The 25799-nt window shown below is 70.2% G+C and carries 23 protein-coding genes; 3 read left to right on the top strand and 20 right to left on the bottom strand.

Annotation, left to right across the window (positions count from 1 at the left end):
* Positions 1 to 8 precede the first annotated feature (8 nt).
* Positions 9 to 401, bottom strand: coding sequence for a GntR family transcriptional regulator (locus JHE00_RS05605; protein WP_200315862.1), 393 nt, complete (start codon positions 399 to 401; stop codon positions 9 to 11).
* Positions 402 to 523: 122 nt separating this feature from the next.
* Positions 524 to 895 (bottom strand): hypothetical protein, encoded by a 372-nt coding sequence (locus tag JHE00_RS05600; RefSeq protein WP_200315366.1) that lies wholly within the window; start codon positions 893 to 895, stop codon positions 524 to 526.
* Positions 896 to 1098: 203 nt separating this feature from the next.
* Here JHE00_RS05600 and JHE00_RS05595 point away from each other — a divergent pair, with 203 nt between their 5' ends.
* Positions 1099 to 3030 (top strand): S9 family peptidase, encoded by a 1932-nt coding sequence (locus JHE00_RS05595; RefSeq protein WP_230422810.1) that lies wholly within the window; start codon positions 1099 to 1101, stop codon positions 3028 to 3030.
* Positions 3031 to 3033: 3 nt separating this feature from the next.
* Here the strand turns inward: JHE00_RS05595 and JHE00_RS05590 are convergent, their stop codons facing one another.
* The 5 genes from JHE00_RS05590 to JHE00_RS05570 all read right to left on the bottom strand — a co-directional run bounded on the left by JHE00_RS05590 (position 3034) and on the right by JHE00_RS05570 (position 9091).
* Positions 3034 to 5001 carry a UvrD-helicase domain-containing protein gene (locus tag JHE00_RS05590; protein ID WP_200315365.1) on the bottom strand — a complete coding sequence of 656 codons (1968 nt, stop codon included), beginning with the start codon at positions 4999 to 5001 and terminating at the stop codon, positions 3034 to 3036.
* A gap of 89 nt (positions 5002 to 5090) precedes the next feature.
* Positions 5091 to 6422: an LLM class flavin-dependent oxidoreductase gene (locus tag JHE00_RS05585; protein ID WP_200315363.1), complete on the bottom strand. Its 1332-nt coding sequence runs from the start codon at positions 6420 to 6422 to the stop codon at positions 5091 to 5093.
* A gap of 4 nt (positions 6423 to 6426) precedes the next feature.
* Complete coding sequence (locus JHE00_RS05580; RefSeq protein ID WP_200315361.1) at positions 6427 to 7269, bottom strand: ABC transporter permease; 843 nt, start codon at positions 7267 to 7269, stop codon at positions 6427 to 6429.
* The gene (locus JHE00_RS05575; protein WP_200315359.1) at positions 7266 to 8072 is read right to left on the bottom strand and encodes an ABC transporter ATP-binding protein; all 807 of its coding nucleotides are present in this window, start codon (positions 8070 to 8072) and stop codon (positions 7266 to 7268) included. Before JHE00_RS05575 ends, JHE00_RS05580 begins: the two co-directional genes overlap by 4 nt.
* A complete protein-coding gene (locus JHE00_RS05570; protein ID WP_200315356.1) occupies positions 8069 to 9091 on the bottom strand; it encodes an ABC transporter substrate-binding protein in 1023 nt (340 codons plus the stop codon). The genes JHE00_RS05575 and JHE00_RS05570 overlap by 4 nt, the downstream gene beginning before the upstream one ends.
* A gap of 235 nt (positions 9092 to 9326) precedes the next feature.
* On the opposite strand from JHE00_RS05570, the gene JHE00_RS05565 reads away from it, so the two are divergent.
* Positions 9327 to 10256 (top strand): TauD/TfdA dioxygenase family protein, encoded by a 930-nt coding sequence (locus JHE00_RS05565; protein WP_200315354.1) that lies wholly within the window; start codon positions 9327 to 9329, stop codon positions 10254 to 10256.
* A 141-nt stretch (positions 10257 to 10397) separates the two neighbouring features.
* The gene (locus JHE00_RS05560) at positions 10398 to 12104 is read left to right on the top strand and encodes a cation:proton antiporter (RefSeq protein WP_200315352.1); all 1707 of its coding nucleotides are present in this window, start codon (positions 10398 to 10400) and stop codon (positions 12102 to 12104) included.
* Positions 12105 to 12111: 7 nt separating this feature from the next.
* Here the strand turns inward: JHE00_RS05560 and JHE00_RS05555 are convergent, their stop codons facing one another.
* The 13 genes from JHE00_RS05555 to JHE00_RS05495 all read right to left on the bottom strand — a co-directional run bounded on the left by JHE00_RS05555 (position 12112) and on the right by JHE00_RS05495 (position 25657).
* Complete coding sequence (locus JHE00_RS05555) at positions 12112 to 13200, bottom strand: serine hydrolase domain-containing protein (RefSeq protein WP_307831826.1); 1089 nt, start codon at positions 13198 to 13200, stop codon at positions 12112 to 12114.
* On the bottom strand, positions 13197 to 14792 hold the full coding sequence (locus JHE00_RS05550) for an ABC transporter ATP-binding protein (protein WP_200315350.1): 1596 nt from the start codon (positions 14790 to 14792) through the stop codon (positions 13197 to 13199). Before JHE00_RS05550 ends, JHE00_RS05555 begins: the two co-directional genes overlap by 4 nt.
* Complete coding sequence (locus JHE00_RS05545) at positions 14789 to 15664, bottom strand: ABC transporter permease (protein WP_200315348.1); 876 nt, start codon at positions 15662 to 15664, stop codon at positions 14789 to 14791. Before JHE00_RS05545 ends, JHE00_RS05550 begins: the two co-directional genes overlap by 4 nt.
* Positions 15661 to 16617 (bottom strand): ABC transporter permease, encoded by a 957-nt coding sequence (locus tag JHE00_RS05540; protein WP_200315346.1) that lies wholly within the window; start codon positions 16615 to 16617, stop codon positions 15661 to 15663. Before JHE00_RS05540 ends, JHE00_RS05545 begins: the two co-directional genes overlap by 4 nt.
* A 13-nt stretch (positions 16618 to 16630) precedes the next feature.
* Entirely contained in the window at positions 16631 to 18187 is a 1557-nt protein-coding gene (locus JHE00_RS05535) for an ABC transporter substrate-binding protein (RefSeq protein ID WP_200315344.1), read from the bottom strand.
* A 31-nt stretch (positions 18188 to 18218) separates the two neighbouring features.
* Positions 18219 to 18656, bottom strand: a complete 438-nt coding sequence (locus JHE00_RS05530; RefSeq protein ID WP_200315343.1) for a thioesterase family protein — start codon at positions 18654 to 18656, stop codon at positions 18219 to 18221.
* A complete protein-coding gene (locus JHE00_RS05525; protein ID WP_200315342.1) occupies positions 18649 to 19602 on the bottom strand; it encodes a 3-hydroxyacyl-CoA dehydrogenase NAD-binding domain-containing protein in 954 nt (317 codons plus the stop codon). Before JHE00_RS05525 ends, JHE00_RS05530 begins: the two co-directional genes overlap by 8 nt.
* Positions 19595 to 20488 carry a beta-keto acid cleavage family enzyme gene (locus JHE00_RS05520; RefSeq protein WP_200315341.1) on the bottom strand — a complete coding sequence of 298 codons (894 nt, stop codon included), beginning with the start codon at positions 20486 to 20488 and terminating at the stop codon, positions 19595 to 19597. Before JHE00_RS05520 ends, JHE00_RS05525 begins: the two co-directional genes overlap by 8 nt.
* On the bottom strand, positions 20485 to 21357 hold the full coding sequence (locus tag JHE00_RS05515) for a TetR/AcrR family transcriptional regulator (protein WP_200315340.1): 873 nt from the start codon (positions 21355 to 21357) through the stop codon (positions 20485 to 20487). Before JHE00_RS05515 ends, JHE00_RS05520 begins: the two co-directional genes overlap by 4 nt.
* 95 nt (positions 21358 to 21452) lie before the next feature.
* On the bottom strand, positions 21453 to 21764 hold the full coding sequence (locus JHE00_RS05510) for a hypothetical protein (protein WP_200315339.1): 312 nt from the start codon (positions 21762 to 21764) through the stop codon (positions 21453 to 21455).
* Positions 21765 to 21785: 21 nt separating this feature from the next.
* Complete coding sequence (locus JHE00_RS05505) at positions 21786 to 23321, bottom strand: AbgT family transporter (RefSeq protein ID WP_200315338.1); 1536 nt, start codon at positions 23319 to 23321, stop codon at positions 21786 to 21788.
* 10 nt (positions 23322 to 23331) lie between these two features.
* Complete coding sequence (locus tag JHE00_RS05500) at positions 23332 to 24420, bottom strand: NAD(P)/FAD-dependent oxidoreductase (protein WP_200315337.1); 1089 nt, start codon at positions 24418 to 24420, stop codon at positions 23332 to 23334.
* Complete coding sequence (locus JHE00_RS05495; protein ID WP_200315335.1) at positions 24413 to 25657, bottom strand: lyase family protein; 1245 nt, start codon at positions 25655 to 25657, stop codon at positions 24413 to 24415. The genes JHE00_RS05500 and JHE00_RS05495 overlap by 8 nt, the downstream gene beginning before the upstream one ends.
* Positions 25658 to 25799 lie beyond the last annotated feature (142 nt).

Raw genomic sequence — 25799 nt, 5'->3', positions numbered from 1 at the left:
CGGTGGTGTCACGACCCCTGGTTGTCGAAGTACTGTTCGCGGGCGCTGTCGACGAGCGCGGTCACGTCCTCGTAGGTGAGCCCGGCCTCGCGCGCGCGGCGCATCCAGTCGGCGAGCTCGGCCCGCAGTGGTGACTCGCGAACGCGGTCGGAGATCGACGCGGAGTCCAGTACGAACGTGCCCAGCCCGCGCCGTCCCTCGACCAGGCCCTCGCGTTCCAGTTCGCGATAAGCCTTGAGCACCGTGTTCGGGTTGATCGCGGTGGCCGCGACCACCTCTTTCGCGGTGGGCAGCCGGTCGCCGGGCACGAGGATTCCGAGCAGCAGCGCCTGCCGTGCCTGCTGGACTATCTGGAGGTAGGCGGCGACGCCCGAGCGTCGGTCGATCCGGAACTCGATCACCGCGCTGCCACCTCCTCTGGCGGTCATTCTGGCGGTGCCTCACCGAACGGCTCCGGGTGGGCCCGGAAAGCCCGTGCCCACCCGGAGCGACGACTCCCCCGACGAACCGTCGCTGCGCCGCCTCAGTACACGCAGGTCACCTCGGGTTCGGCGGCGCTGCCACCGGCCGAGCAGGTGAACGTGTCCTCTGTCGAGGTCAGCGCCCAGGAGTTGACCAGCTGGCCGTTCACCGTGAAGGACACGTTGGTCCAGCCGCCCGGTTCGGTCTTGAAGGTGCGGGTCGAGTCCGGCTTCTGGGTGTAGTAGATCCCGTCACCGTTGGCGTTGGTCACCTTCACCTCCATCGGGTACTCGGCGGTGACCACGTGCATGGGCGTGAGATCGGGCTCGGCGGTCTCGTTCGCGTTCGCCGCTCCGGCTCCGGCGACGGTCAGCGCCGCCGCGGCGGCGATACCGGCACCGATGCGGACGGTCCGGGTCAGCTTGTGCGTCATCAGTCTCCCCAATCCCTAAAACACTACTTAACTAGTGAAAGCATGATCCACGGAACCACGGGCTCGCCGGTTCGTCAACCGGGCTCGGGCGAAATGAGGTGAATCACCACGTTGCGACTTGAGCGTGCCGCGACGGCACGGTGTGTCGTCGGTGGGGACATGACCACCCGCTCGTCGCGCGGGCCGACCGACTGGAGTGCCGGATGACCGAGACCATGAGCCGAGCGGGGTCGCTCCCGCGTCTGATCGAGGCGGAGGAGTTCTTCGCCAACCCGGTGTTCTCCGGGGCGTCGATCTCGCCGGACGGCACCAGGATCGCCTATCTGGCGCCGAGGAACGGACGGACGAACGTCTGGGTGCGCGGCATCGACGAGTCGCACGAGGACGCCGTCTGCGTCACCAACGACGAGCGCCGTGGCATCAAGACCTACCACTGGACCAAGGATCCGCGGTGGATGCTGTACCTGCAGGACACCGACGGCAACGAGGACTGGCACCTGCACAGGGTCGACCTCGGCGCGCCGCACGAGCCCGCGGTCGACCTGACTCCGCTGCCGGTGGGCTCGCGCGTGCTCGCCGTCGAGCCGCTGCGGTCGGCGCCGGGCAGCGTGCTCGTCACCATGAACCGTCGCCAGATGTACTTCGACGTGTTCCGCATCGACATCGCCACGGGCGAGACGACGCTGTACTGCGAGCAGCCCGACCTCAAGGGCAGCTTCCTGCTCGGTCCCGACGGCGAGTCGAGCTTCTACACCGAGGTCGCCGACGACGGCGCCCACGAGTTCTCGACGGTCGACGCCGAGACGGGGGAGAAGACCCTGCTCTGCAGGCAGGGCGGCCCGCAGCACCCGGTGGGAGTGCATCCGAGCGTGGTGACCGCGGACGGCACGGGACTACTGCTGGGCGCCTACCAGGACTCCGACGACCTGCGGCTCATCCGCGTGGACGGCAGGACCGGCGAGGAGACCGTGGTCGCCGCCGTGGAGGGGCACAGCCTGTGCACGATGGGCCCGATGTCGCCGGGGATGCCACCGACGCTGTTCATCAGCAGGCGCACCGGTGAGGTCCTCGCGGCGCGGTTCGTGGGCGACAAGCCCGTCATCAAGGTGCTCGACCCGCACTTCGCCGACGTCTACGCCCAGCTGTCCACCTTGTCCGACGGGGTGCTCCACTCGGTGTCGTCGGACGAGACCGAGCAGGTGTGGGTCGCGACGTTCATCCACGACCGCGAGCCCGCGCTGACCTACCTCTACGACCACCGCACGGGGCAGAGCAGGCTGCTGTTCCGCCCGTACCCGGACCTGGACCCCGCCGACCTCGCGCCGATGACCGCGGTGGGCTTTCCCGCCAGGGACGGGTTGCCGCTGCACGCGTTCCTGACGCTGCCGGTAGGCATCGCGCCCGAAAAGCTGCCGCTGGTGCTGCTGGTCCACGGCGGACCGTGGGCCCACGACTCGTGGACCTACAACGCGCAGGTGCAACTGCTCGCCAACCGGGGATACGCGGTGCTGCAGGTGAACTTCCGCGGTTCGTCGGGCTACGGCAAGCGCCACATCACCGCCGCGGCGGGGGAACTCGCCGGCAGGATGCACGACGACCTCATCGATGCCGCCGACTGGGCGGTGGCACAGGGCTACGCCGACCCCGACCGCATCGCGATCTTCGGCGGCTCCTACGGCGGCTACGCCACGCTGGTGGGCGTCACGGTCACTCCGGACTACTTCGCGGCGGCGGTGGACTATGTCGGCATCTCGGACCTGGTGAACTTCATGCGCACGTTGCCGCCGTTCGTCCGGCCGCACATGGCCAACAACTGGTTCCACTACGCGGGCGATCCGGACGATCCCGCGCAGGAGGCCGACCTGCTGGCCCGCTCACCCATCACGATGGTCGACCGGATCCGCACGCCGCTGCTGGTCGTGCAGGGCGCCAACGACGTCCGCGTCGTCCAGGCCGAGGCGGACAACATCGTGGCCTCGCTCCGGGAGCGCGGCGTGCCGGTGGAGTACCTCGTCGCCGAGGACGAGGGGCACGGCTTCCAGAACCCCGAGAACCTGATCCGGATGTATCACGCCATCGAGGCGCACTTCGGTGAGTTCCTCGGTGGCCGACGCGGCGAGTCCGCCAAGGAGTGATGTCTAGCCCTCCACAGTGGACGCCGGAACCTGGTCCCGCACTGTGGCCCACCAGAGGAAGTCACGGGCCCGGGTGGCCGCCACCAGGTTCTGGCGTCCGCGCAGCTCATCCGACTCCTGTTCGGCGGCCGGCCCGGCCCGCTCACGCTCGGGGAACTCGACCACCAGCACTGCCTGGAAGTCCAGTCCCTTGGCGCGGTGGACCGAGCCGACCTTGAGCGACTCGCCCGCCTCGCCGGCGTAGCGGTCCAGCGACAGCATCGGGACACCGGCCTCGCGCAGGACGCGGGTGCAGCGGCTCAGCTGCGCGGGCGGGAAGACGATCAGCGCGGTCTGGCCCAGCGGTACCGGCAGCTCGCGGACCTGCCGCAGCAGTTCGCCTGCCAGCTCGTCCTCCGTGCCCGTCCAGGTGTGGCTGTGACCGCCGGGGTTGGCCGACTCCGCCTGCAGCAGCGACACCCCGGCCTGGCCGTCGAGGTCGTCGACCTGGGTGGTCGCGTCGAAGCGGCGGGCGAAGGTGAGCACTCCGGCCCGGTTGCGGTAGTTGACGCGCAGCACCTCGCCGCGGCCCTGGATCGGGATTCCCGCGTCGGACAGCGACCAGCCGCCCGGGTAGACCTGCTGCTGGCCGTCGCCGACCAGCAGCAGCCGGTTCGGGCCCTCGCCCGCGAGCCGGTTGATCAGCCGCAGCCCGGTCAGGGTGATGTCCTGGACCTCGTCCACCACCACGGCCGCGTAGCCGTGCTCGAGCGGTCGCGTGGTGAGTTCCTCGAGCGCGACGGAGATCATGTCGTTGTAGTCGTGTGCCGCTCGTGCCGCGAGCCGTTCCTCGTAGGCCTCGTACAGCCTCCACACGAGTTCCTTCTGCGCCGCGCCGAGGCGCAGCGCGCGGCCCTTGCGCGCCGCGCGCAGGTAGTCGTCGACGGTGGTGATGCCCCGGCCCTTGATGACGCGGTGGAGCTCGGTCCGCCAGTAGTCCTCGGTCGGTTCGATCGCGGCCAGCGGCGCTCCGTGCTTGCGCCAGGCGAGTGCGAACGCCGTGGTGATCGCTTCGCGCTGCACGTTGAGCCGCACGCCGCGCGACTGGAGGAACTCCCGCACCCACGCGTGCAGGTTGACGAACTCGACGCGGTCGCCGACCTCGGGAGCCAGTCGCCGGAACGACTGCTCGTGCACCGCGGGCAGGGTGCGCACGAACGTCGTGAACAGCAACGGGCCGGTGCTGCGCCGCGCCAGGTGCCGCAACCGGTGCAGCACCACCACGGTCTTGCCGGTGCCCGCGGGGCCGCTGATCCGCGCCGGACCGTTGTAGTGGCGCGTGACCACGGCCCGCTGCTGCGGGTGCAGGAAGGTGAGCCAGCTGTCGAACGGCCGCAGCTGAGCGCCGCTCACCTCGTCCTCGGTCAGCTCGTCGGCCGACAGCAGCCCGTCCGGTTCCGGTGCCCGCTCGGGCGGCCGGACCCGCAGTTCCCGGTATCCGGTCAGCCGCGTGGCGGCCTGCTCGACGATCGCGTCGACGTGGCGGCGGGTCAGGTGCGCCGCGTCGCGCCGGAACAGCCGAGGCAGGTCGCGTTCGGTCAGCGTCCAGTACCGCTCGACCCCCCGGCCGGAGCGGCCAGGCCCGATGAAGACGAAGTGCAGCCCGCTGCCGGTCAGGACCTGTCCCCGGTGATCGCGGATCCCGGCGCAGCGCTCTTCGGCGTGCCGCCGGATGGTCTCGAAGGTGTCCTCGTCGGGCGGGTGCTCGCCGAGCAGCACCGCGAACAGACCGCCCGGCCCTGCCAGGAACGCCTCGGCTCTGGCGGCGCGCTCCGGCAGCGCGTCGTCGACGAGCAGCCGCCAGGCGCCCGCGGTGCGGCTCAGCAGCGCGGCAAGCACGCGGCGCCGCGGGGCGTCGAGATGAGGGTGGTGCCTGCTCAGCAGGTCCGACGACTCGCGCTCGGCGATCCGCTGGGCGTGCCTGCTCGGCATCGGTGCCCTCCCCGCTGACTGGCGTCACTCTCCGGAACCTCCCTGTAACTGTAGGGGTTGATCGGCCGCCGCAACATGGATCTGGCACATCACGCCAGTGCTGGCGCGGTGTAGCGGCTCGCGGGCCGGGGCAGGCCGTAGTGCTCGCGCAGGGTGCGGCCGGTGTAGCCCGTGCGGAACAGCCCGCGCCGCCGGAGCTCGGGCACCACGTGGTCGACGAACTCCTCGAGGCCGGAGGGCAGCAGCGCGGCCATGATGTTGAACCCGTCCGCCGCGTCGTGGGTGAACCAGTGCTCGATGTGGTCGGCGAGCTGCTCCGGCGTGCCTGCGACGACCTGGTGCCCTCTGCCGCCGCCGAGCCTGCCCAGCAGACTGCGCAACGTCAGCCGCTCCCGCTCGGCGAGGTCGCGGACCAGCTCGAACCGGCTCTTGGCACCGTTGATCCGGCTCACGGGCGGCAGCGGGGGCAGCGGCTCGTCCAGCGGATGGCCGGTGAGGTCGACACCGATCAGCTCCGACAGCGCCCGCACCGCGCGCTCCGGCACGATCAGCCCGTCCAGCTCGGCGGACAGGCGTGCGGCCTCCTCGGTCGTCGAGCCCAGTACCGGGACGATCCCCGGCAGCACCTTCAGCGACTCCGGCTCCCTGCCCGTTGCCGTCGCGCGAGCCTTGAGGTCGCGGTAGAAGCCCTGGGCGTCGGCGAGCTGCTGCTGTGCGGTGAACACCGCTTCGGCGTGTGCCGCGGCGAAGTCCCTGCCGTCCTCCGATGACCCGGCCTGGACGAGCAGCGGTCTGCCCTGCGGGCTGCGGACGTGGTTGAGCGGGCCGCGGACCCCGAAGAACGGTCCCCGATGGCCGATCTCGTGCACCCTGTCGGGGTCGGCGAAGTGGCCCGAGGCCTGGTCGGCGAGCACCGCGTCGTCCTCCCACGAGTCCCAGAGCGCGGTGGCGACCTCGACGAACTCCGCTGCCCGCCGGTAGCGCTCGGCGTGCTCGGCGTTGTGGTCCCTGCCGAAGTTCTGTGCCGCGCGGTCGCCCGCGGTGGTGACGATGTTCCAGCCGGCCCTGCCGCCGCTGATGTGGTCGAGCGAGGAGAACCAGCGCGCCAGGTTGTAGGGCTCAGAGAAACCCGTGGAGGCGGTCGCGACGAGTCCGATGTGCTCGGTCGCCGTCGCGATGGCCGACAGCAGCGTGAGCGGCTCGAAGTGCGGTGCGGCTGTGTGGGCCACGTCGCCCATGAGCTGCACGCCGTCGGCGAGGAACACCGAGTCGAACGTGCCGCGCTCCGCGATCCGCGCGAGGTTCTGGTAGTGCCGGACGTCGGAGAGCACGGTGGGATCGGTGCGCGGATGCCGCCACGCCGCCTCGTGGTGGCCGACTCCCATCAGGAACGCGTTCAGGTGGAGTTGTCGTCGGGTCATGGTGTCACTTCCAGTTCGTCAGTCGCCGCTCGATGAACACCAGCAGCTGGTTGAAGCCGACGCCGATCACCGAGATGGCGACGATGCCGGCGTACATGGACGGAATGGCGAAGTTGTACTGCGAGTCGTTGATCAGGAAACCGAGCCCGGCCTTGGCCCCGACCATCTCCGCGGCGATCACCACGACGATCGCGGCGGCCCCGGCGAGCCGCAGGCCCGTGAAGATCGTCGGGATCGACGCGGGCAGCACGACCTTGCCGAACAGTTGCAGCGGGGGCAGGTCGAGCGATCTCGCGAGCTTCAGCAGCGTCGGGTCGACGTTGCGGACCGCGCTGATCGTGTTGAGCAGGATCGGCCACGTGCAGGCGTAGATCACGATCGCGATCTTGGATGCCTCCCCGATGCCGAGGATCAGCACGAACACCGGCAGCAGGGCCAGTGCGGCGGTGTTGAGGAACAGCTGCACCAACGGCGTCAGTACGTCGGAGACGACGCGGTACCAGCCGATCAGGACACCGAGCGGCACCGCGACGAGCACCGCGATCCCGAACCCGGACAGCGACCGCGTCAGGCTCGCCTGGACGTGCTCGGCGAGCTGACCGTTGGCGGCCAGCTCGGCCAGCGCGCTCGCCACCTCCGAGAACGGCGTCAGGAACGTGGGGTCGATCAGCCCCGCCCTCGGCGCGAACTCCCACGCCGCCAGCAACAGCACGATCGCGACGACCTTGGTGAACAACCGGAACAGCACCGAGCGGTCGCGGCGTGCTGGGCGCGGGCGCCGGGGCGCGGCGGGCGCGTGCCTGCCGCCGGGTCCGGTGACCGGCTCGGTGATCGTGGACGTGCTCATGCCGACACCGCCTCCTTCTCCTGTTCCTGCGCGCGCACGACCTCGTCGTGCAACAGCGACCAGATCTCGTGCCGGTGCTGGGCGAACTCGGGGGTGGAGCGGATGTCGTCGGCGGCCTCGCGGTCCAGATCCACCTCCACAATGGACTTGATCCGGCCCGGCCTCGACGTCAGCACGGCAACCCGCTGCCCGAGGTAGACGGCCTCGTCGATGCCGTGGGTGATGAACACGACGGTCTTTCCGGTGCGCCGCCAGATTCGGCGCAGCTCGTCCTGCAGCGACTCGCGGGTCTGGGCGTCGAGCGCGGCGAACGGCTCGTCCATCAGCAGCACGTCGGGGTCGTAGGCGAGGCTGCGCGCGATCGCCACCCGCTGCTTCATGCCGCCGGAGAGCTCGTGCGGGTGCCGGTCGGCGAAGGCGGCGAGGTCCACGAGCTCGAGGTACTCGCGGGCCCGCTCCGCGCGCTCCCGCTTGGGCACACCGGTGGCCTCGAGACCGAACTCGACGTTGCCCTGCGCGGTGCGCCACGGCAGCAGCGCGTACTGCTGGAACACGATCCCGCGGTCGACGCCGGGCCCGGACACCGGCTCGCCGTTGAGCAGGATGCGCCCCGAGCTCGGTGCCGATAGACCGGCCAGCAGGTCGAGCAGGGTCGACTTGCCGCACCCGCTCGGCCCGACGAGCACGGCGAACTCGCCGTCGGCGATGTCGAGGTCGATGTCCTCCAGCGCCGTGAGCCGGTCGTGGCTGCCCCTGATCGGGAACGTGTGGCCGACGCCGTCGAAGCTGATCTTCGTGCTCATGCCCGGGACTCCTTCGCGTAGGAGTTGTACTCGTTGGAGTAGATGTCGGAGACCGTGAGCGCGCCCTGGTCGAGCTCGCCGCGCTTGCCGAGCCAGTCGACCCAGAGCTGGAGTTCCTCGTCATTGATCAGGCCGCCGGTGCCGGCCACGCCGTAGGAACGCCAGTACCGGAGCGGGTCGGTGTCCTCGTTGCGCTTGCGGTCGGCGACGATCTTGGTGAAGCGCTCGACGACCTGTTCGTGTGGTGTGCTCTTGCTCCACTCGATGGCCTTGGCGACGCCGGAGACGAAGGTGCGCACGGTCTCGCCGTTGGCCGCGAGGAAGTCGTCGCGGAACACGTAGCTGCCCGCGGTGAAGTCGCCGAGCAGTTCGAAGTCGCTGAACAGCTTGCGAATGCCGCCTCGCTCGAGCGCCTTCTCCCTGAGGATCCCGCCGAGCACGGCCACGTCGATCTGTCGCTGCCGCAGCGACTGCTCGATGTTGACCGGGGGCACCACCGTGGGCTGCACCTGCTCGATCTCCGCCGGGGACAGCCCGTTGCGCTCCAGGTAGATGTCCAGCATCGCCTCGCTGTGCGCGCCGAGGGTGTTCATGCCGACCTTCGTGCCCAGCAGGTCCCTGGGGTCGGTGATGGGGCTGTCCTCCCGCACGTAGTAGCCGCCTGCCTCGTCCTTGTCGACGCCGTAGTAGCCGATGACCGCGGTGATCGGCGCCTGGCGGGCGGCCAGCTTGACCACCGCTCCGTTGAACGCGCCGCCGAAGTCCACCTGGCCGGTGGCGGCGGACTGGATGTCCTGTGGCCCGCTGATGGTGTTGCCGACCCACTCGAGCGTGACGTCGCCGAGGTAGCCGAGTTCCGCGGCCAGTTCGGGAGGCGTGACCTGGCCTGCCCAGCCCTGGTAGCGGATGGTCTTGGTGGCCCGTCCGCTCGCGGTGCCGCAGCCGGTGAGCACTCCGGCGGCGGCGGTGAGCCCGAGCGCGGTGAACCCCAGGAATTGTCGTCGATTGGTCGTTGTCACGAATATGTCCTTTGTGGCGAAGTGGTGGGGATCCGTGGCGGAAATACTGAACCGCGGGCCAGGCTGGCACGCGCTTCCGGCGGGAATCAACGATTCCCATGATTTGAACTGTGTTGCTGTGCAAGGGATTTCGTACCGTGAGACGAATTAGTTTCGTACTGCGTGCAATATTGCCTAGTTCGTCAATTCTGGCTCAGACTGGGCGAACCCAGCGCGAAAACAACAGGGAGCTCTCATGAGTCTTGACGTGGCAACGACACCTGTCGGAATTTCCGTGACCAAGATCGGCGGCAACATCGGCGCGCGGATCGACGGGGTCCGGCTCGGCGGCGACCTCGACGCGGCGACGGTCGCGCGGATCAGGACGGAGCTGCTGACGCACAAGGTGGTCTTCTTCCGCGGCCAGCACCACCTCGACGACACCGGTCAGCAGGAGTTCGGCCGCCTGCTCGGCGAACTGACTCGGCCGCACCCGACCGTGCGGAGTGTGGGACTGGACAACGTCCTGCCCATCGACGCCGAGTACGGCAGGGCCAACAGCTGGCACTCCGACGTCACGTTCGTCGACCGGATCCCGGCGTTCAGCCTGTTGCGTGCCCTCACGATCCCGGACCACGGCGGTACCACCGTCTGGGCCAACACCGCCGCCGCGTACGCGGGCCTGCCCGAGTCGCTCAAGGCGCTCGCCGGGCAGCTGTGGGCCGTGCACACGAACCTCTACGACTACTCGCGCCACGTCGACGAGCGCCGGATCGGCGGCGTCGACGTGAAGGAGCAGGCCTACCGGGACGAGTTCCGCTCGGACGTCTACGAGACCGAACACCCCGTCGTCCGGGTGCACCCCGAGACCGGGGAACGCGTGCTGCTGCTCGGCCACTTCGTGAAACAGCTCGTCGGCCTGTCCTCGGCGGAGTCGAACGCGATCTTCGCACTGCTGCAGGCCCGCGTGACCCGGCTCGAGAACACCGTGCGCTGGCAGTGGGAGCCCGGTGACCTGGCGATCTGGGACAACCGCGCGACCCAGCACTACGGCGTGGCCGACTACGGCGACCAGGCACGCAGGCTGCACCGGATCACCGTCGCGGGCACCGTTCCCGAGAGCGTCGACGGGGTCCGCAGCACGGCCAGGACCGGGGACGCGTCGCACTACTCGTCGCTCACCTGAGCAGCCGCCGCGGAGGAGCCGGCCGGTGGCTCCTCCGCGGCCCGCACTGTCGTACTCGATCTCGACCTGCGGGAACGGGCGGGCCGTCGTAGTGTCTGCCTCCGGCAGAGGCCGGTCGAGGAGACGAAAGAGTACGACTTCATGCAGGAACTCGCGTTGCTCGTCGTCGTGGCGGTGCTGATCATCGTGGCGGTCTCGTACGCCGCTCCCAAGCTCGGTGTCGCGGCGCCGGTGCTGCTCGTACTGGTCGGCATGGGATGCAGCGTGCTGCCGGGCGCGCCGGAGCTGTTCCTCGAGCCCGACTGGATCCTTGTGGTGGTACTGCCGCCGATCCTGCACGCCGCCGCGGTGAACGTGCCCGTGGTGGACTTCCGGCGGAACTTCGGCACCATCGGAGCGCTGTCGGTGCTGCTCGTCGTCGTGTCGGCGTTCGGGACCGGGCTGCTGATCTGGTGGCTGCTGCCCGACATCGGCTTCGCCGCCGCGGTGGCGCTCGGCGCGGTGATCAGCCCTCCGGACGCCGTGGCCGCCACCGCCATCGGCAAACGACTCGGGCTGCCGCCCCGGCTCGTCACCATCCTGGAGGGCGAGGGCCTGGTCAACGACGCCACAGCGCTGGTGCTGCTGCGCACCGCCGTGGCCGCGATCGCGGGCACGGTGTCGTTCTGGGGCGCGCTCGGTGACTTCGCCTCGGCCGTGGTCATCGGCATCGCCGTCGGCGCGCTCGTCGGCGCCGCGTCGGTGTGGGCCCGCTCGCGGATCAGGGGCCAGCCGGTGCTCACGACCGCGATCTCGTTCGTCGTCCCGTTCCTCGCGTTCATCCCGGCAGAGGAGCTGGACGCCTCCGGAGTGATCGCCGTGGTCACGGCCGGTCTGATCACCGGCCACCAGAGCGCGAAGCGCTTCACCGCGCACGACCGCATCGCCGAGCGCACCAACTGGCGCACGATCCAGCTGCTGCTCGAGAACGGCGTCTTCCTGCTGATGGGCTTCGAGATCACCACCGTGCTCGCCGACGTGCACAACTCGGGGGAGGGCGTGTGGACCTCGGTCGGGCTCGGGCTGCTCGCGACGGCCGTGCTGATCGTGCTGCGCATCGCGTTCGTCACCCCGCTGATCGCGGCGCTGCGCAGACAGCAGCGCGGCGCGGGGGAGCGGGCAGGGCGGATCGAGGACGCGCTGGACCGGATCACCACCCGCGGCCCGCGACCCGGCAAGGACCACCGCTACGACAAGGTGACGCGGATCCTTCAGCGCCGCCACGCCGACGCCACGTTCTTCGCCAGCGAGGGACTCGACTGGCGCGGTGGTGCCGTGCTCGCGTGGTCGGGAATGCGCGGAGTGGTGACGCTGGCCGCCGCCCAGTCGCTGCCCACCGACGTGCCGCACCGGGCCGAGCTCGTGCTGATCGCCTTCACCGTCGCGATCGTCACGCTGATCCTGCAGGGCGGCACGCTGCCCGTGCTCATCGCGAAGCTCGGCATCCAGGGCACCGACGTCGAGCACGACCGGCGCGAGCTCGGCCGCCTGGCCACCGAGCTGCACGACGCCACCCAGTCCGTGCTGGACAGCCCGGCGCTGCGGCGGGAGAACGGCGAGCCCTTCGACGACGAGGTGCTGGACCAGGCGCGCGAACGGGTGCTCGCCACCGCCGACGTGATCGAGCGGATGCTGACCGACCCCGATCCCGACAGTCCTCACCGGCAACGCCGCGAACTGCTGCGCCTGCTCGTCGACGCCCAGCAGAACGCGCTGCTCGACGCCCGCGCCACGGGGACCTACGGTTCGCACACCCTGGAGCGGGCCCAGCACGTCATCGACAACCAGGCGGCCAGGTTCACCACGTGAGCCGCGCTCAGAGCGCGTCGTGCACCGCGGCGAGCAGCCGGTCGGCTCTGCCGTCGGAGTTCTCGGCCCGCAGTTCGTTGGTGACGAACGAGAAGCCGAGTCCCGCGTCGGGCCACGCGCCGTGCCTTCCGCCGCCCGCGCCCGAGTGGCCGAAGGCGACCGTGGCCGGGCCGTACGTGCCGATGGGGTCGGCCAGCTCGAAGCCGAGCCCGAAGTGCACGGGCCGGTCGTTGATCGCGTCGGTGCCCTCCGACCACGTGCGGGTGGCCGCCGCGAGCGCCTCGGGCGAGGCGAGCAGGCCCGCGGCGAGCAGGTCGTACAGCGTCGCCATCGACCTGGCGGTGCCCGTCGCGCTGCCCGCGGCGAGCTCGGCTCTGCGGTAGGCGGGTGAGTTCATCAGCTCGTCGGAGTCGAGCAGGCCCGCGTACATGCGCTCGACGATGCGCCGCCGCTGCGGGTCGTCCAGGAACGTGCTGATCCGGTAGTCCGGGGCCCGCACCAGCCGCGCGACGCGCTCGTCGAGGTGCGCGGGCGTGCCCAGGTGCAGGTCCAGCCCGTGCGGCCGCGCCAGCACCTCGGCCACCAGCTCGCCCGCCGACTGACCGGTGGCCCTGCGCAGCAGCTCGCCCACGAGGTAGCCGTAGGTCAGCGCGTGGTAGGCCACCCGCGTGCCGGGGGTCCACAGTGGATCCTGCTTGGCGAGGAGTTCGGCGCAGCCGCTGACGTCGAGCAGGTCGTGCTCGGCGTCCACATAGGGCAGACCCGCGGTGTGGGCGAGTGCGTGGTGCACCCGCATTCCCGGCGTGAACTCCGGCCAGTACCGCCGCAGCTCGGACTCGGGATCCAGCACGCCGAGCGCTGCGAGGGCCGCGGCGACGATGCCCTTGGTGCCCGAGAACAGCACGCACAGCGTGTCCTCGCGCCACGGCTCGTCGCGCCGCGGATCGGCCAGCCCGCCCCACAGGTCCACGAGCACCTCGCCGTGGCGCACCACGGAGAACGCCGCACCGGCGTGGCCGTTCGCGACCACCTCGGCGAACACGTCGCGGACGCCCTCGAACCCGGGGGCGATGGTGCCGTCGGTACGCACGCTCACATCCGGGGGGTGTTGGCGAGCAGCTGGCGCGTGTACTCGTGCCGCGGATCGCTCAGCACGTCGTCCACGGGCCCCGTCTCGACGATCTCGCCACCACGCAGCACCGCGATCCGGTCCGCGACGTGCCGCGCGAGCGCGATGTTGTGGGTCACGAACACCATCGCGGTGCCCAGTTCGGCCCGCAGCTCACAGAGCAGGTCGATGATCGTGGCCTGCACCGAGACGTCCAGCGCCGAGGTGACCTCGTCGCACAGCAGCACCTTCGGTGTGGTGACCAGCGCCCGCGCGATGGCGGCGCGCTGTCGCTCCCCGCCGCTGAGCTGGTCGGGCAGCCGCTGTGCGAGCTCACGGCTGAGCCGCACCTTGTCCAGCGTCTGGCCGACCCGCTCGCGCCGCTGCGCCCGGTCCAGGTCCGTGAGCATCTCCAGCGGCACCTCCACCGACTGCGCGATGGTGCGGCGGGGGTTCAGCGACGAGTACGGGCTCTGGAACACGTACTGCACGGCGCGCAGCTGGTCGGCCGAGCGCCTCCGCGTCGACGCGGCCAGCGCGGTGCCGTCCAGCTCCACGCTGCCGGAGTGGTCGTCGTTGAGCCCCGCCACGCAGCGCGACAGGGTGGTCTTGCCCGACCCGGACTCACCGAGCAGCAGCAGGCACTCTCCGGAGTGGACGGTGAGCGACACGTCGCTCAGCACCCGGTGTTCGCCGAAGGACACCGAGAGATCGGTGACCCGCAGTGTCGCCGCGTCAGCGTCGGGAGTGGGCAGCTCGCCGCCACCGTCGAGGTCGGGCACCGCGTCGACGAGCTCACGCGTGTAGGAGTGCGACGGGCGGCGCAGCACCTCCTCGACCGTGCCGCTCTCCACGATCTCGCCACCGCGCATCACGGCGACCCGGTCGGCGATGGCGGCCACCACCGCGAGGTCGTGGGTGATGTAGAGCGCCGCCACGCCGTGCTCGGTGGTCAGCTCGGACACGGTGCGCAGCACGAGCGTCTGCGTGGTCACGTCGAGCCCGGTGGTCGGCTCGTCGAGCACCACGACGCTCGGCCTGCACGCGAACGCCATCGCGATGCCCACTCGCTGCTGCTGGCCGCCGGAGAGCTGGTGCGGGTAGCGCCGCTGGTAGTCCTCGTCGGCGGGCAGCCCGACCTCGCCGAGCACCTCCGCGACGCGTGCGGAGCGCTCGTCGTCGGACGCGCCGTAGCCGTGCGCCTCCAGCACCTCAGCGATCTGGAGACCGATGCGCAGCGCGGGGTTGAGCGAGAGCGCGGGATCCTGCGGGACATAGGACAGCGTGTGCCCGCGCAGCGCCCTGCGCCTGCGCTCGGCGAGCCCGAGCACCTCGACGGACTGCCCGTCGCGGGGGTTCGCGGTGACGGTGCCGCCCGCCGGAGCGAGGCCCCGGCGGAAGTGGCCCAGCGCGGCCAGTCCCGCCGTGGTCTTGCCCGAGCCCGACTCGCCGACCAGCGCGAGCACCTCGCCGGGCGCGATCGAGTACGAGACTCCCTTCAGCACGGGCGAGCCCGCGAGCGTGTTCACTCGCAGGTCCTCGACCTCGAGCGCGTGGGTGAGTGTCACCTGCGCGGTCATGCGGCGGCCTCCTTCTCGCGGCCTGCCGCCGCGGACGCGAGCGAGTCGGTGACGAGGTTGGTGCCCACCGTCAGCACCGCGATGGCCAGCACCGGCAGCAGCACGCCCCACGGCTCCAGCACCAGTGCGATGCGGTTCTCGTTGATCATCAGGCCCCAGTCGGCCGCGGGCGGCTGGATGCCGAGGCCCAGGAACGACAGCGAGGCGACGTAGCCGATGGAGTAGGTCAGGCGCAGGCCCAGCTCCACCATCAGCGGGCCGGTGATGTTCGGCAGCACCTCGCGCAACAGGATGCGTCGCCTTGGCATCGCGTAGAGCTGCGCGGCCTTGATGTAGTCGCTGTCCTTCACCGCGACGGTGGCCTGCCGCGCGACCCTGGCCACGCGCGGTGCGTGGGTGATGCCGATGACCAGCACCAGCAGCCAGCCCTGCGGCCCGAGCATCGCGATGGCCAGCAGCGCGAACACCAGCTGCGGGAACGACAGCAGCACGTCGTTGCCGCGCATGATGATGCTGTCGAGCCGTCCGCCGGTGTAGCCGGCGAGCATGCCCAGTGCGGTGCCGAGCACGATGCCGATCGCGGTGGCCAGCACGGCGTAGAGCAGCAGCGTCGCGCCGCCCGCGAGGAAGCGCGTGAACACGTCGCGGCCGAGTCCGTCGGTGCCCGCGACGCCGTCGGAGTGGAACGGTTTGCCCGCGAAACCGGTGGTGTCGTAGCCGGTGAGCCACGGTCCGAGCCACGGTCCGAGCACCGCCAGCAGCACCACGACGGCCGTGAGCGTGAGCCCGATCTTCGCCTGGGGCAACGCCAGCGCGCGCCGGAACACGGTGGACTTGCGGGACCGGGTGGACGGGACGGTCGGGGTACTCATCGGCTCACCTCGGTCCGCAGTCTGGGGTTGGTCACGATGCCGACGATGTCGGCCAGCAGGTTCACCACGATGTAGACCGCGGCGATGAGCAGCGTGATCGCCTGCACCACCTCGACGTCGCGGTTGTTCACCGCGTCGATCAGCGCCTGCCCGACACCGGGGTAGCGGAACAGGAACTCGACCACCACGACGCCGCCGGCGAGCCACGCGAGCTGCAGCGCGATCACCTGCGCGACCGGGCCGATCGCGTGCGGCAGCGCGTGTCGCGTGAGGACGGTGCGCTCGGGGATTCCCTTCAGCCGCGCCATCTCGACATAGCCGCTGTCGAGCACCTCGCTCATCGTCGCGCGCATCATCCTCGTGATGTAGGGCGTGACCACGAGCGTGAGCGTGAGCACCGGCAGGATCAGCTGCAGTGGTTGCGACCACACTGGCTCGCCCGGTGGGGCGAGCGTCACCGACGGCAGCAGCGGGAACACCGTGGTGGACAGCAGCACGATCAGCGCGACACCGATCACGAACTCGGGCAGCGCCGCGATCACCAGGCTGATGCCGGACACGGTGTGGTCGGCGGCGCGGCCGCGCCGCACGGCCGACCAGGTGCCCAGCGCCAGTCCCACCAGCGTGCTGAGCACCGCCGCGGTCACCAGCAGCACCAGCGAGGCGCCGATGCGGTCACCGAGCAGGTCGTTGACCGGGCCCTGCGTGGCGGCCGACGTGCCGAGGTCACCGGTGAACACGCCGCCGAGCCAGCTCAGGTAGCGCTCCCACACGGGCGCGTCGAGGTTCAGCTGCGCCTGCAGCGCGGCGATGCGGTCCGGCGTGGCCTGCTGGCCGAGGATCGCGCGGGCCGGGTCGCCGGGAAGCAGCAGCGTCGCGACAAAGACCAGCAACGACACCAGCCACAGCACCACAAGACTGACGAGCAGTCTGCGAATGATCAAACGGGACAACGAACCCACCTCCTCAGCCGAGCCATGCTTCGCGGAACGAGTAACCGGACAGGGGCAGGCCCGTGCGGTCGGGCACCAGTCCCGCCACGTACACCTGGAAGGCGTCGACCTGGTTCATAAAGCCCCAGATGATGTTGCCGCCGCGTTCGTACTCGATGCGCTGCGCCTGTTTGAGCAGCTCCTCGCGCTCGGCGCGGTCCACGGTGCGGTCGGCCCGGCGCACCAGGTCGAGGAACTCCGGGTCCTCCCAGTGCGTCTCGTTGTAGGGCGACTGCGGTAGCGCCCCGTTGGCGACCTGCGGCAGGTAGTTGCGCGTGTACCAGAACGACTGCGCGAAGTCCCAGCTCAGGTAGTTCTCGCCGAAGAACGTCGTGGTGTCGAGTCTGCGCAGCCTGACGTTGACGCCCGCGGCCTTGGCCTGCTGCTGGAACACCTGCGCCGCCTCGACCGCGCCGGCCTGGATGGGCGCGGTGACCAGCTCGATGTCCAGGTTCGGATGCCCGGCCTCGGCCAGCAGCCGGCGTGCCTGCGCGATGTCCTGCTTACGCTGGGGGAGCTCGCTCGCGTAGGCGGGGTCGAACGGCGCATACAGGTCGTTGCCGATCCGGCCCTGACCGCTGAGCACCTGGTTGATCATCTGCTCGCGGTCGACCACCAGCCGCAGTGCCTGCCGCACGCGGACGTCGTCGAACGGAGGGCGGTCCACCCGCATCGTGAACGGCAGCCAGGTGCCGGTCTGCGCGCTGAGCACCCGCAGGCGCTCGTCGCTGCGCAGCACCTCCACCAGTGCCACGGGAACCTGGTCGATCGCGTCCACCTGCGACGACAGCAGCGCGTTGATGCGGGCGTCGTCCTCGGGGAAGTTGATCAGCACCAGTTCGTCCACATAGGGCTGGCCGGGACGCCAGTAGTGCTCATTGCGCACGAACGAGCTCTGCAGGCCCGGGGTGAAGCCCTGGAGCCGGAACGGTCCGGTGCCCACCGGGTTGTCCATCGAGAAGTCCGCGGGCACGACGCCCAGCGAGTACTGGGCGAGGTAGTCGTCGAACACGGTGGAGGCCTCGGAGAGCCGGAACTCGACCTGCCGGTCGCCCGTGGCCACCACGTCGCCGAGCATCGTCAGGCTCGCCGCGCCGCTCTTCGGATCGTCGGGATCCAGGATGCGGCGGAACGTGGCCACGACGTCGGCGGGCGTCACCGGTCTGCCGTCGTGGAACTTGATGCCCTCGCGCAGGGTCGCCGTCCACGTCGTCGCGTCGGGCGACGACGTGAGCGACTCCGCGACCAGCATCTCGAGCTCGTAGTCGTGATCGCGGTAGAGCAGCGGTTCGTACAGGTTGCGCACCCGCGCGATGTCCGGGCTGGTCGCCGGGATGTGCGGGTCGAGCGTGTCGGACGCGCCGCCGCCGGTGACGCCGACGCGCAGCCGGCCTCCCCGACGAGGTGGTCCACTGGGGACGGTGACGGCGCCGGAGCGCCCGCCACAGGCCGCCAGCAGCGGAGCCGTGCCCGCGAGCACGGCGCTGCCGACGAGAAAATTCCTTCGAGAGATACGTTTGTCAAACGACATGAAGTCGGACTTCCGGTAGGGGGCCTGGGGGTCAGGAGCTGATGGCTCGCCCCGCGTAGTCAGGGGCGCCGAGGAGGTGGCCGCGCAGGCGCTGCGCGATGTCCTCCGGCAGGGGCGCCGCTCTGGCCCCGGCTACGTGGATGGCCAGCAGCTCCTCCGTGGCCACCAGCTCGCCGCCCACTCTCATCTCGTGGCAGAACCGCACCTTCTTCTCGCCGACCGACAGCACGAACGTCGTGATGTGCAGGTCCGCGCCCGGACCGACCTCGCGCAGGTACCGCACATGGGCCTCGACGGTGTAGAGCGACGCTCCGGTTCCGGTCCGGTAGCTCTCGTCGATGCCGGTGTGGTCCATCAGGTGGGTGGTGGCGAACCCGAACACCATGACGTAGAACGGCTCACTCAGGTGTCCGTTGTAGTCGATCCACTCGTCGCGAACGGTGTCGTGGTACTCCAGTACGTCACCCACCGCTGCCTCCTCGGCTGGCCTCGACGGCGCGCTGCACCGCGATGATCGCGCGGTCGCGTTCGGCCACGAGGTCGGCGATCGAGCGTTCGCCCGCCTCGTCCTCGCAGCCCGCCACCATGTCGTCGCGCAGGCGCTTGGTCAGCTCGGGCGCGTCCAGCCGCGTCCACGGGGCCTTGAGCGACGGTCCGAAGTGGTCGAGCATGTGCGCCATGCCGCCCTCGCCGCCCGCCAGGTGGAACGTGAGGCACGGCCCGTGCACCGGCCAGCGCAGACCGGGCCCGTCGGTGATCGCGGTGTCGATCTGCTCCACCGTCGCCTCGCCGTTGGCGACCATGTGCAGCGCCTCGCGCCACAAGGCCTCCTGCAACCGGTTGGCGATGAAGCCGGGGAGCTCGTTGTCCATCGTGATCACGGACTTGCCGACGTGGCGGTAGAACTCGCTCGCCCACTCCACGGCCCACGCCTCGGTGGCCTTGCCGCCCACCACCTCGACGAGCGGGATGAGATACGGCGGGTTGAACGGGTGACCCACCACGAGCCGCTCTGGCGTCGCGGCCTCGGTCTGCATCTCACTCATGCCGTAGCCCGACGTGGACGATGCGATGACGACGCCGTCCGGCGTGACCTCGGCGATGTCGGCGAGCAGCCGCCGCTTGACGTCCAGGTCCTCGGGCGCGCTCTCCTGCACGAAGCCCGCGCCTGCCACGGCTTCGGCGAGGGTGGGCAGCACCGTGAGGTTGTCCGGCGAGGCACCCTCGGCGAGGCCCAGTTCGGTGAGCGCGGGCCACGCGGCCGCGACCAGCCTGCCGAGCCGCTCGGCGGCGTCGGGCGCCGGATCCCAGGCGCGCACCTGGTAACCGCGGGCGAGGAAGTGGGCGGCCCAGCCGCCGCCGATCACGCCCGCGCCGATGCACGCGACGGTGGTGACGTCCTTGGGCTCAGGCACTCGGAGCCCCCTTGAGCTTCAGGATGCGGCGCGCGTCGTCGGGTGAGGCGATCTTCGCGCCGAGTCCCTCGACGATGCCGACGGCGCGCTCGACGAGCTGGCCGTTGGTGGCCTTGACGCCCTTGCTGAGGTAGAGGTTGTCCTCGAGGCCGACACGCACGTGCCCGCCCAGCAGCGCGGAGTGCGCCACCCACGGCAGCTGGTTGCGGCCGATCGCGAACGAGGCCCACTGCGAGCCCTCGGGCAGCATGTGCACCATCGTCTGCAGCAACTCGGGATTCGCGGGCGCGCCGTAGGGAATTCCCATGCACAGCTGGAAGAGCGGGGGAGCGTCGATCAGCCCCTCCTCGATCATCTTGGTGGCGAACCAGAGCTGTCCGGTGTCGAAGATCTCCAGCTCCGGCTTGACGCCGAGCTCCTGGATTCGCTTGGAGCCCGCGCGCAGCATGTCCGGAGTGGACACGTAGAGCTGGCTGCCCTCACCGAAGTTCAGCGAACCGCAGTCGAGCGTGCAGATGTCGGGCAACAGCTCCTCGACGTGCGGCAGCCGGTCCTGGGCGTTGACCAGGTCGGTGCCGTCCACCGGCTTGAGCGGGTCCTCCTGGTCGATCACCAGGTCGCCGCCCATGCCCGCGGTGAGGTTGATGACCACGTCGACGCCGCTGTCCTTGACCCGGCGCACGACCTCGCGGTAGAGCCCGACGTCGCGGGAACCCTGGCCGGTCTCGATGTTGCGCACGTGGATGTGCACCACGGCCGCGCCGGCGTTGGCGGCCTCGACGGCGGAGGCGGCGATCTGCTCGGGAGTGACCGGCACGTGCTCGCTCTTGCCGACGGTGTCACCCGCGCCGGTGAGCGCGCAGGTGACGATGACTTCGCTGTTCATGGTTCTCGCAGTCCTCCCTGGACGATGTTGCGGTCGATGAAGTCCCTCAGGTGCTCTCGCATGGAGTCGGCCGTGCGGCCGGGTTTGCCGGTGAGCACCTGGATGCCGAGCCCGTCGATGAGCGCGCTCAGTCGGGTGGCGACCTCGCGGGGGTCGCCGTCCCGGAACAGTCCCTGTTCCTGTCCGGTTCGGACGGTCATGGAGATCGTGTCGAACCAGCGGTTGTAGGAGTCCCAGTAGAGCGAGCGCATGGCCGGGTTCAGCGCGCTCTCGTTCCACACCTGCAACCACACCGACCACTCGTCCCTGAGCAGTCCGTCCGTGGGCAGCTGCAGCTCCACCAGCCGCACCAGTCGCTCGTGGGCGTTGTCGATCGCGTGCAGCTCGGCGACCTGGCGGTCGAACGCGAGCTTCACGTTGCGCCGCAACGCCTCGTTGAGCACGTCTTCCCTGGTGGGGAAGTAGTAGTGGATGGCGGCCGTGCTGGTGCCGCACGCCTTGGCGATGTCGGCGATGCGCACGTGGTGGTAACCGCGTGTGGCGATGAGCTTCCACGCTGTCTCGAGAATGTGCCGCCGTCGTTCGGGTTGCGAACCCTCGGTGGGCGCGCTGGCCGAACGGGTGGCGGGTACGGGCACCGCGGTGACGGTGACGGCTTCGTCGCTACCGTTGAGCAGCCAGTTCACCGTCACACCCGCGTGCCCGGCGATCAGGACGAGTTCCTCTGGCGAGAACCGTCGCGTGCCTTTGAGCGATTTGGACAGCTTGGTCTCGTCGAGGCCGATGCCCTTGGCGAACTCGCGCTGGGCTCCCGGTTTGGCGCCGATGAGACTGCGGACCCGCGTTCGCAAGTCTTCGGTCTCGGCCATGTCGGGTGACCGTAGTGGCCCCTTGCGATTTGCGCAAGGCTACTGACGCGACAGTTAGCCTTGCGCAAGTCGCCAGGGGAGCCTCGCGTGCCTGGTCAGCGCCGTTCGGAGGTGACCTTGCCCTTGCTCAGAACGATGATGCCGATGGCCTGGTCACCGCTGCGGTAGAGGTAGCGCACGAGCTCCTCCGCGATGTGCGCCGCGGTCTCCTGCTCGGCCACCGCGGCGAAGACGTGCTCGGAGGGACCGAACCGGTCCGCGGTGCCGTCCGGCGTCGCCAGGCGCACCCTGACCTGGTACTGGTTCTGGGACGACACCCCGCTCGTGGCACGGGCGTGGCGTACCTGCACCACCTGGTCCGCCCTCACCCAGCCCTGGTCCACCGCGATCCACAGTCGTGTCTCCATCCCGGCATCGTGCCAGATCCGTCACGGTCCGAGCGGGATGCCGAGTGCCGTCCAGATCAGGAAGAACACGATCCAGATGGCGCCCGCGCCGAGCGCCAGCGGAACCGTCATCGACGCCAGCGTCCCGATACCCGCGTTCGGCAGGTACCGCTTGAGCAGGGTGAGCACCCACAGGAAGTACGGGTTGAAGGGGTTGACCGGGTTGGTGATGCTGTCGCCGATCCGGTACACGGTCTGCGTGGTCTCCGGCGACACTCCGACGCTGAACAGCATGGGCACCAGCACGAGGCCCACCATCGCGTACATCGCGGCTCCGCCCAGCGTCACGACGTCCAGTACCGACACGGTCACGATGATCAGCAGCAGCAACAGCAGGGTCGGCATGTTGACCTGCTGCAGCAGCTCCGCGCCCTTGATGGACATGACGCGGGCGAGGTTGGTCCAGTTGAAGTAGGCGGTGAACTGCGAGATCACGAGGAACAGCACGATGATCGGCGCGAGCTCGTGCACCCCGTGGGCCATGTGCTTGGGCAGGTCGTTCTGGACCGACGTGATCCGGCCGGACAGCTTGCCGTACACGACGCCCGCGACGATGAACATGAGCGAACTGATCACGGCGATGCCCGCGAAGACGGGGCCGCCCTCCAGTTCGCCGTCCGCGGTGCGCAGTGGTGACCACGACGGGATCAGCGCCAGCAGGACCAGTGCGACGTAGGCCAGCAGCAGCACCGAGGCCCAGCGCGTCGCACGCCGTTCCCGCGCGCTCCCGCCCGCCGACGAAGAGTCCAGTTGCTCGAGCTCGTGCGGCAGGTGCTTGATCTCGCCCAGCGCCGCGACCCGGCGGGTGATCACCAGCTCGCACACCAGGGTCAGCGCGAGTGCCATCACCACCGACGAGGCCGCCGTGAAGAAGATGGTGGAGATCGGCGAGACCACGTAGCCCGGTTCGGCGAGCTGGGCCGCCTCGGTGCTCAGGCCGCTGAACATGGCGTCCGACGGGGTCACCGACGGGCTGGCGGCGTAGGCCGCGGCGGCGGAGACGTAGGCCAGCACCATGCCGGTGATGGGGCTGCGGCCGACGAGGTGGAACGCGATCGCCCCGAGTGGGGCCATGATGACGATCGAGGCGTCGCCCGCCACGTGCGCGATCATCGCCAGGTACGAGACCGAGAACGTCACCAGCTTCTTCGGGACCCGGTTGACGATCCCGGTGAGCAACGACTGCAGATAACCGGTCTGGGTCGCCACGGAGACGCCCATCATGATCACGAGAACGGTCCCGAATGGACTGAAGAGCATGAAGTTCTCGAGCGCGGTGTCGAGCGCCATCCGGATGCCGTCGGTCGACAGCAGGCTGCGGACCTCGATGACCTCGCCGTTGGGTGAGGTCGCGGTGACTCCGAGGACGTCGAGCACCAGGCTCGCGACAGCGATGACGGAGATGAGGACCAGGAACAGGACGAATGGGTGCGGGACCTTGTTTCCCACCACCTCGATTCCCCGCAACACGCGCTGAAGTCCACTGCTGGCACGGCTCTGACTGGTGGGAGCGGTCATCGGGTCCTCCTCAGAACCGGTCCGGGCGGTAGTCGACGAGGCCGGGCGGGGTGTCGGCGTCGAGGCCGTCGGCGACGAGCTCCGACAGCAGGGGCGCAAGAGTGACGCCGCTGTGGGTCAGCACGGTGAGCACGCCGGGAGCGACCCTGCCGACGACGGGCAACCCGTCAACCGGCATCACGCGCTCGCTGACCCGGACGCGCGCGATCCGTGCGCTCGCCAGTGCGGGCATGATCGTGGCCGCCCTGGCGAGCAGAGTCCGGGGCAGCGTCCACAGATCGGGGTCGTCGTGGCGGAAGTTCGCCGCCGTCGCGTGGTCGGCGATCACAGCCCTGCCGCCGGGTGCGGGGCGAATCGAGACGTCGGGGGACTTGAAGACCGTGGGAGGTGCGACGTCGAGCGGCTCGGTCTCGAGCGTCATGCCGATCTTCGCGTCCGCGCTCCCGGTCGTCAGCAACGGTGTCGGCGCGAGCGAGTGCAGCAGCGGCGCGGATCCGTTGCCCGCGGCCACGACGACGGAGTCGAACTCGTGCACGCCCCCGTCGGCGGTGTGCACCTCGACGCCATCGCCGCCCGGGCGGGGCAGCACGCGCGTGACCGGGCAGGAGGTCCGGACCTCGGCTCCGCTCGCCGCGGCCAGCTGGTGGGCGATCAGCCTGCGCGTGTCGACCCAGCCCTCGTCGGGATTGAACGAGGCGTGGTCGACGTCGGGACCCAGGTCGGGAAACCGCCTGCGCAGTTGCGCGCCGCTGAGCTCGGTGAGCTGCTCGCCGGTCTCGGCGGCGGACTCGAGTTCGGCCCGCAGCTTCTCCCCGCCGCCTCGGTCACCGGCCACCGTGAGCGCTCCGGTGGGGAAGAACCACGGTGCCCTGCCCTCGCGGTGCCAGCGGTGGTGGACGCGCAGTCCCCGGCGGTTCAGCTCCCGGTAGGACACCGGACGCTTGCCGTGGTGGGCGTTGACCCAGGCGAAGCTCGCCTCGCTGACGGCCGAACCCGGCTCACCCGCGTCCAGCACGGTGACGGCATGTCCCCGTGCGGCCAGCGTCGCGGCGATCGTGCTGCCCACGACGCCCGCACCGATCACGACGGCGCTATGCATCGGCGCTCACCCCGCGCGTCGAGGCGCTGCGCGAGGCGGTGTCGTAGCCGCGCGCCCTGGCCAGCTCCATCAGGTCCTCGTAGCTGCCCGCCTTGAACTCCTCGAGCCGGTCGAGGTTCCACACCATCCCCGCGACGCAGTGGTCGTTGAGGATCGCCGTGTTCTCCCGCAGCGCGTGCAACGCGGGGTAGAGGCTGGCGGTGACCGCGGGACCGTTGACGTTGATGTCGGGCTCGCCCGCCGCCACCGCCATGGACACGGCGTAGGAGGCCGACCGGATGCCGAAGCTCGCCTGGATGACCATGTTCGGGATGACGGGGTTCACCTTGCCCGGCATGATCGACGACCCTGGCTGGATGGACGGCAGTGTGAGCTCACGTAGTCCGCCCACCGGTCCCGAGCTCAGCACCCGCAGGTCCTGGCCGATCTTGTGCAGCACGGCGCCTGCCCTGGCGACGGCGTCGGCGACCTCCGAGAACACGTCGCTGTGCGCGAAGGCGTCGGTCAGGCTCTCGCTCGGCCGCAGGTCCAGACCCGTCGATCCGGCGAGGTGGCCCAGTGCGCGCTCGGCGAAGTCCTGGCTCGACCCGGCGCGGGTGCCGAGCACGGTCCCGCCCAGCTGCACGGCCAGCAGTCGCCGCGCCGCCGTGCGCAGGCCGTCGGACAGGCGCTGCATCGCGGCGGCCTGACCCAGGTGCGTGTCGCGGATCGGCACGAGCACCGCGTCCTGCCAGACCGTGCGGCCGAGCCGCGTGGCCGAGGCGTACTCCTCGGCCTTGATCCGGAAGGTGGCGGCCAGCCGGGCGAGCTCGTCGGCCGCGGCGACCGCGATGGGGTGCAGGGCGAGCTTGAGTGCCGTCGGATAGACGTCGTTGGAGGACTGCGAAAGGTTGACGTGGTCGTTCGGGTGCACCTCGACGCCACCGGCTCGCGCCGCCGCCGCGATCGCCTCGTTGGCGTTCATGTTCGTGGCGGTACCGCCGCCCGCGGCGATGACGGGCAGGCAGAACGCGTCGTGGTCGTGGCCGTCGGCGAAGCGCTGGGCCGCGCCCTCGATCGGCTCCGCGACGGTCGAGGGCAGCAGGCCGTTCTCGTGGTTGGCCCTGGCCGCCGCGTGCTTGACCCTGGCCAGCGCCACGATCAGCTCCGGCACGTCGAACAGGCGGAGGGTCGCGGTCGGGGAGTGGGCGAGGGAGCGGGCGGTCGTCCCGTCCGGTGCGTGGTGCGGGTCGCTCAAGGCAGCCTCTCTCCGGGAAGGAGGGGCCGGTGACCAGCCCCTTCTGGAATTCCAGAGAGAGTAGGAGCGCCGTGGGGCCCACAGCACTAGTCCTGAGCGCGAAGTTGCGGCCCCGGATTTGCGCGATCGGCAATCTGGGCGC

This window comes from Prauserella cavernicola (assembly GCF_016595675.1).
Taxonomy (GTDB): Bacteria; Actinomycetota; Actinomycetes; order Mycobacteriales; family Pseudonocardiaceae; genus Prauserella_A; species Prauserella_A cavernicola.
Note: the sequence above shows the minus strand (reverse complement) of the source record. Positions and strands in the feature narration are given on the sequence as shown.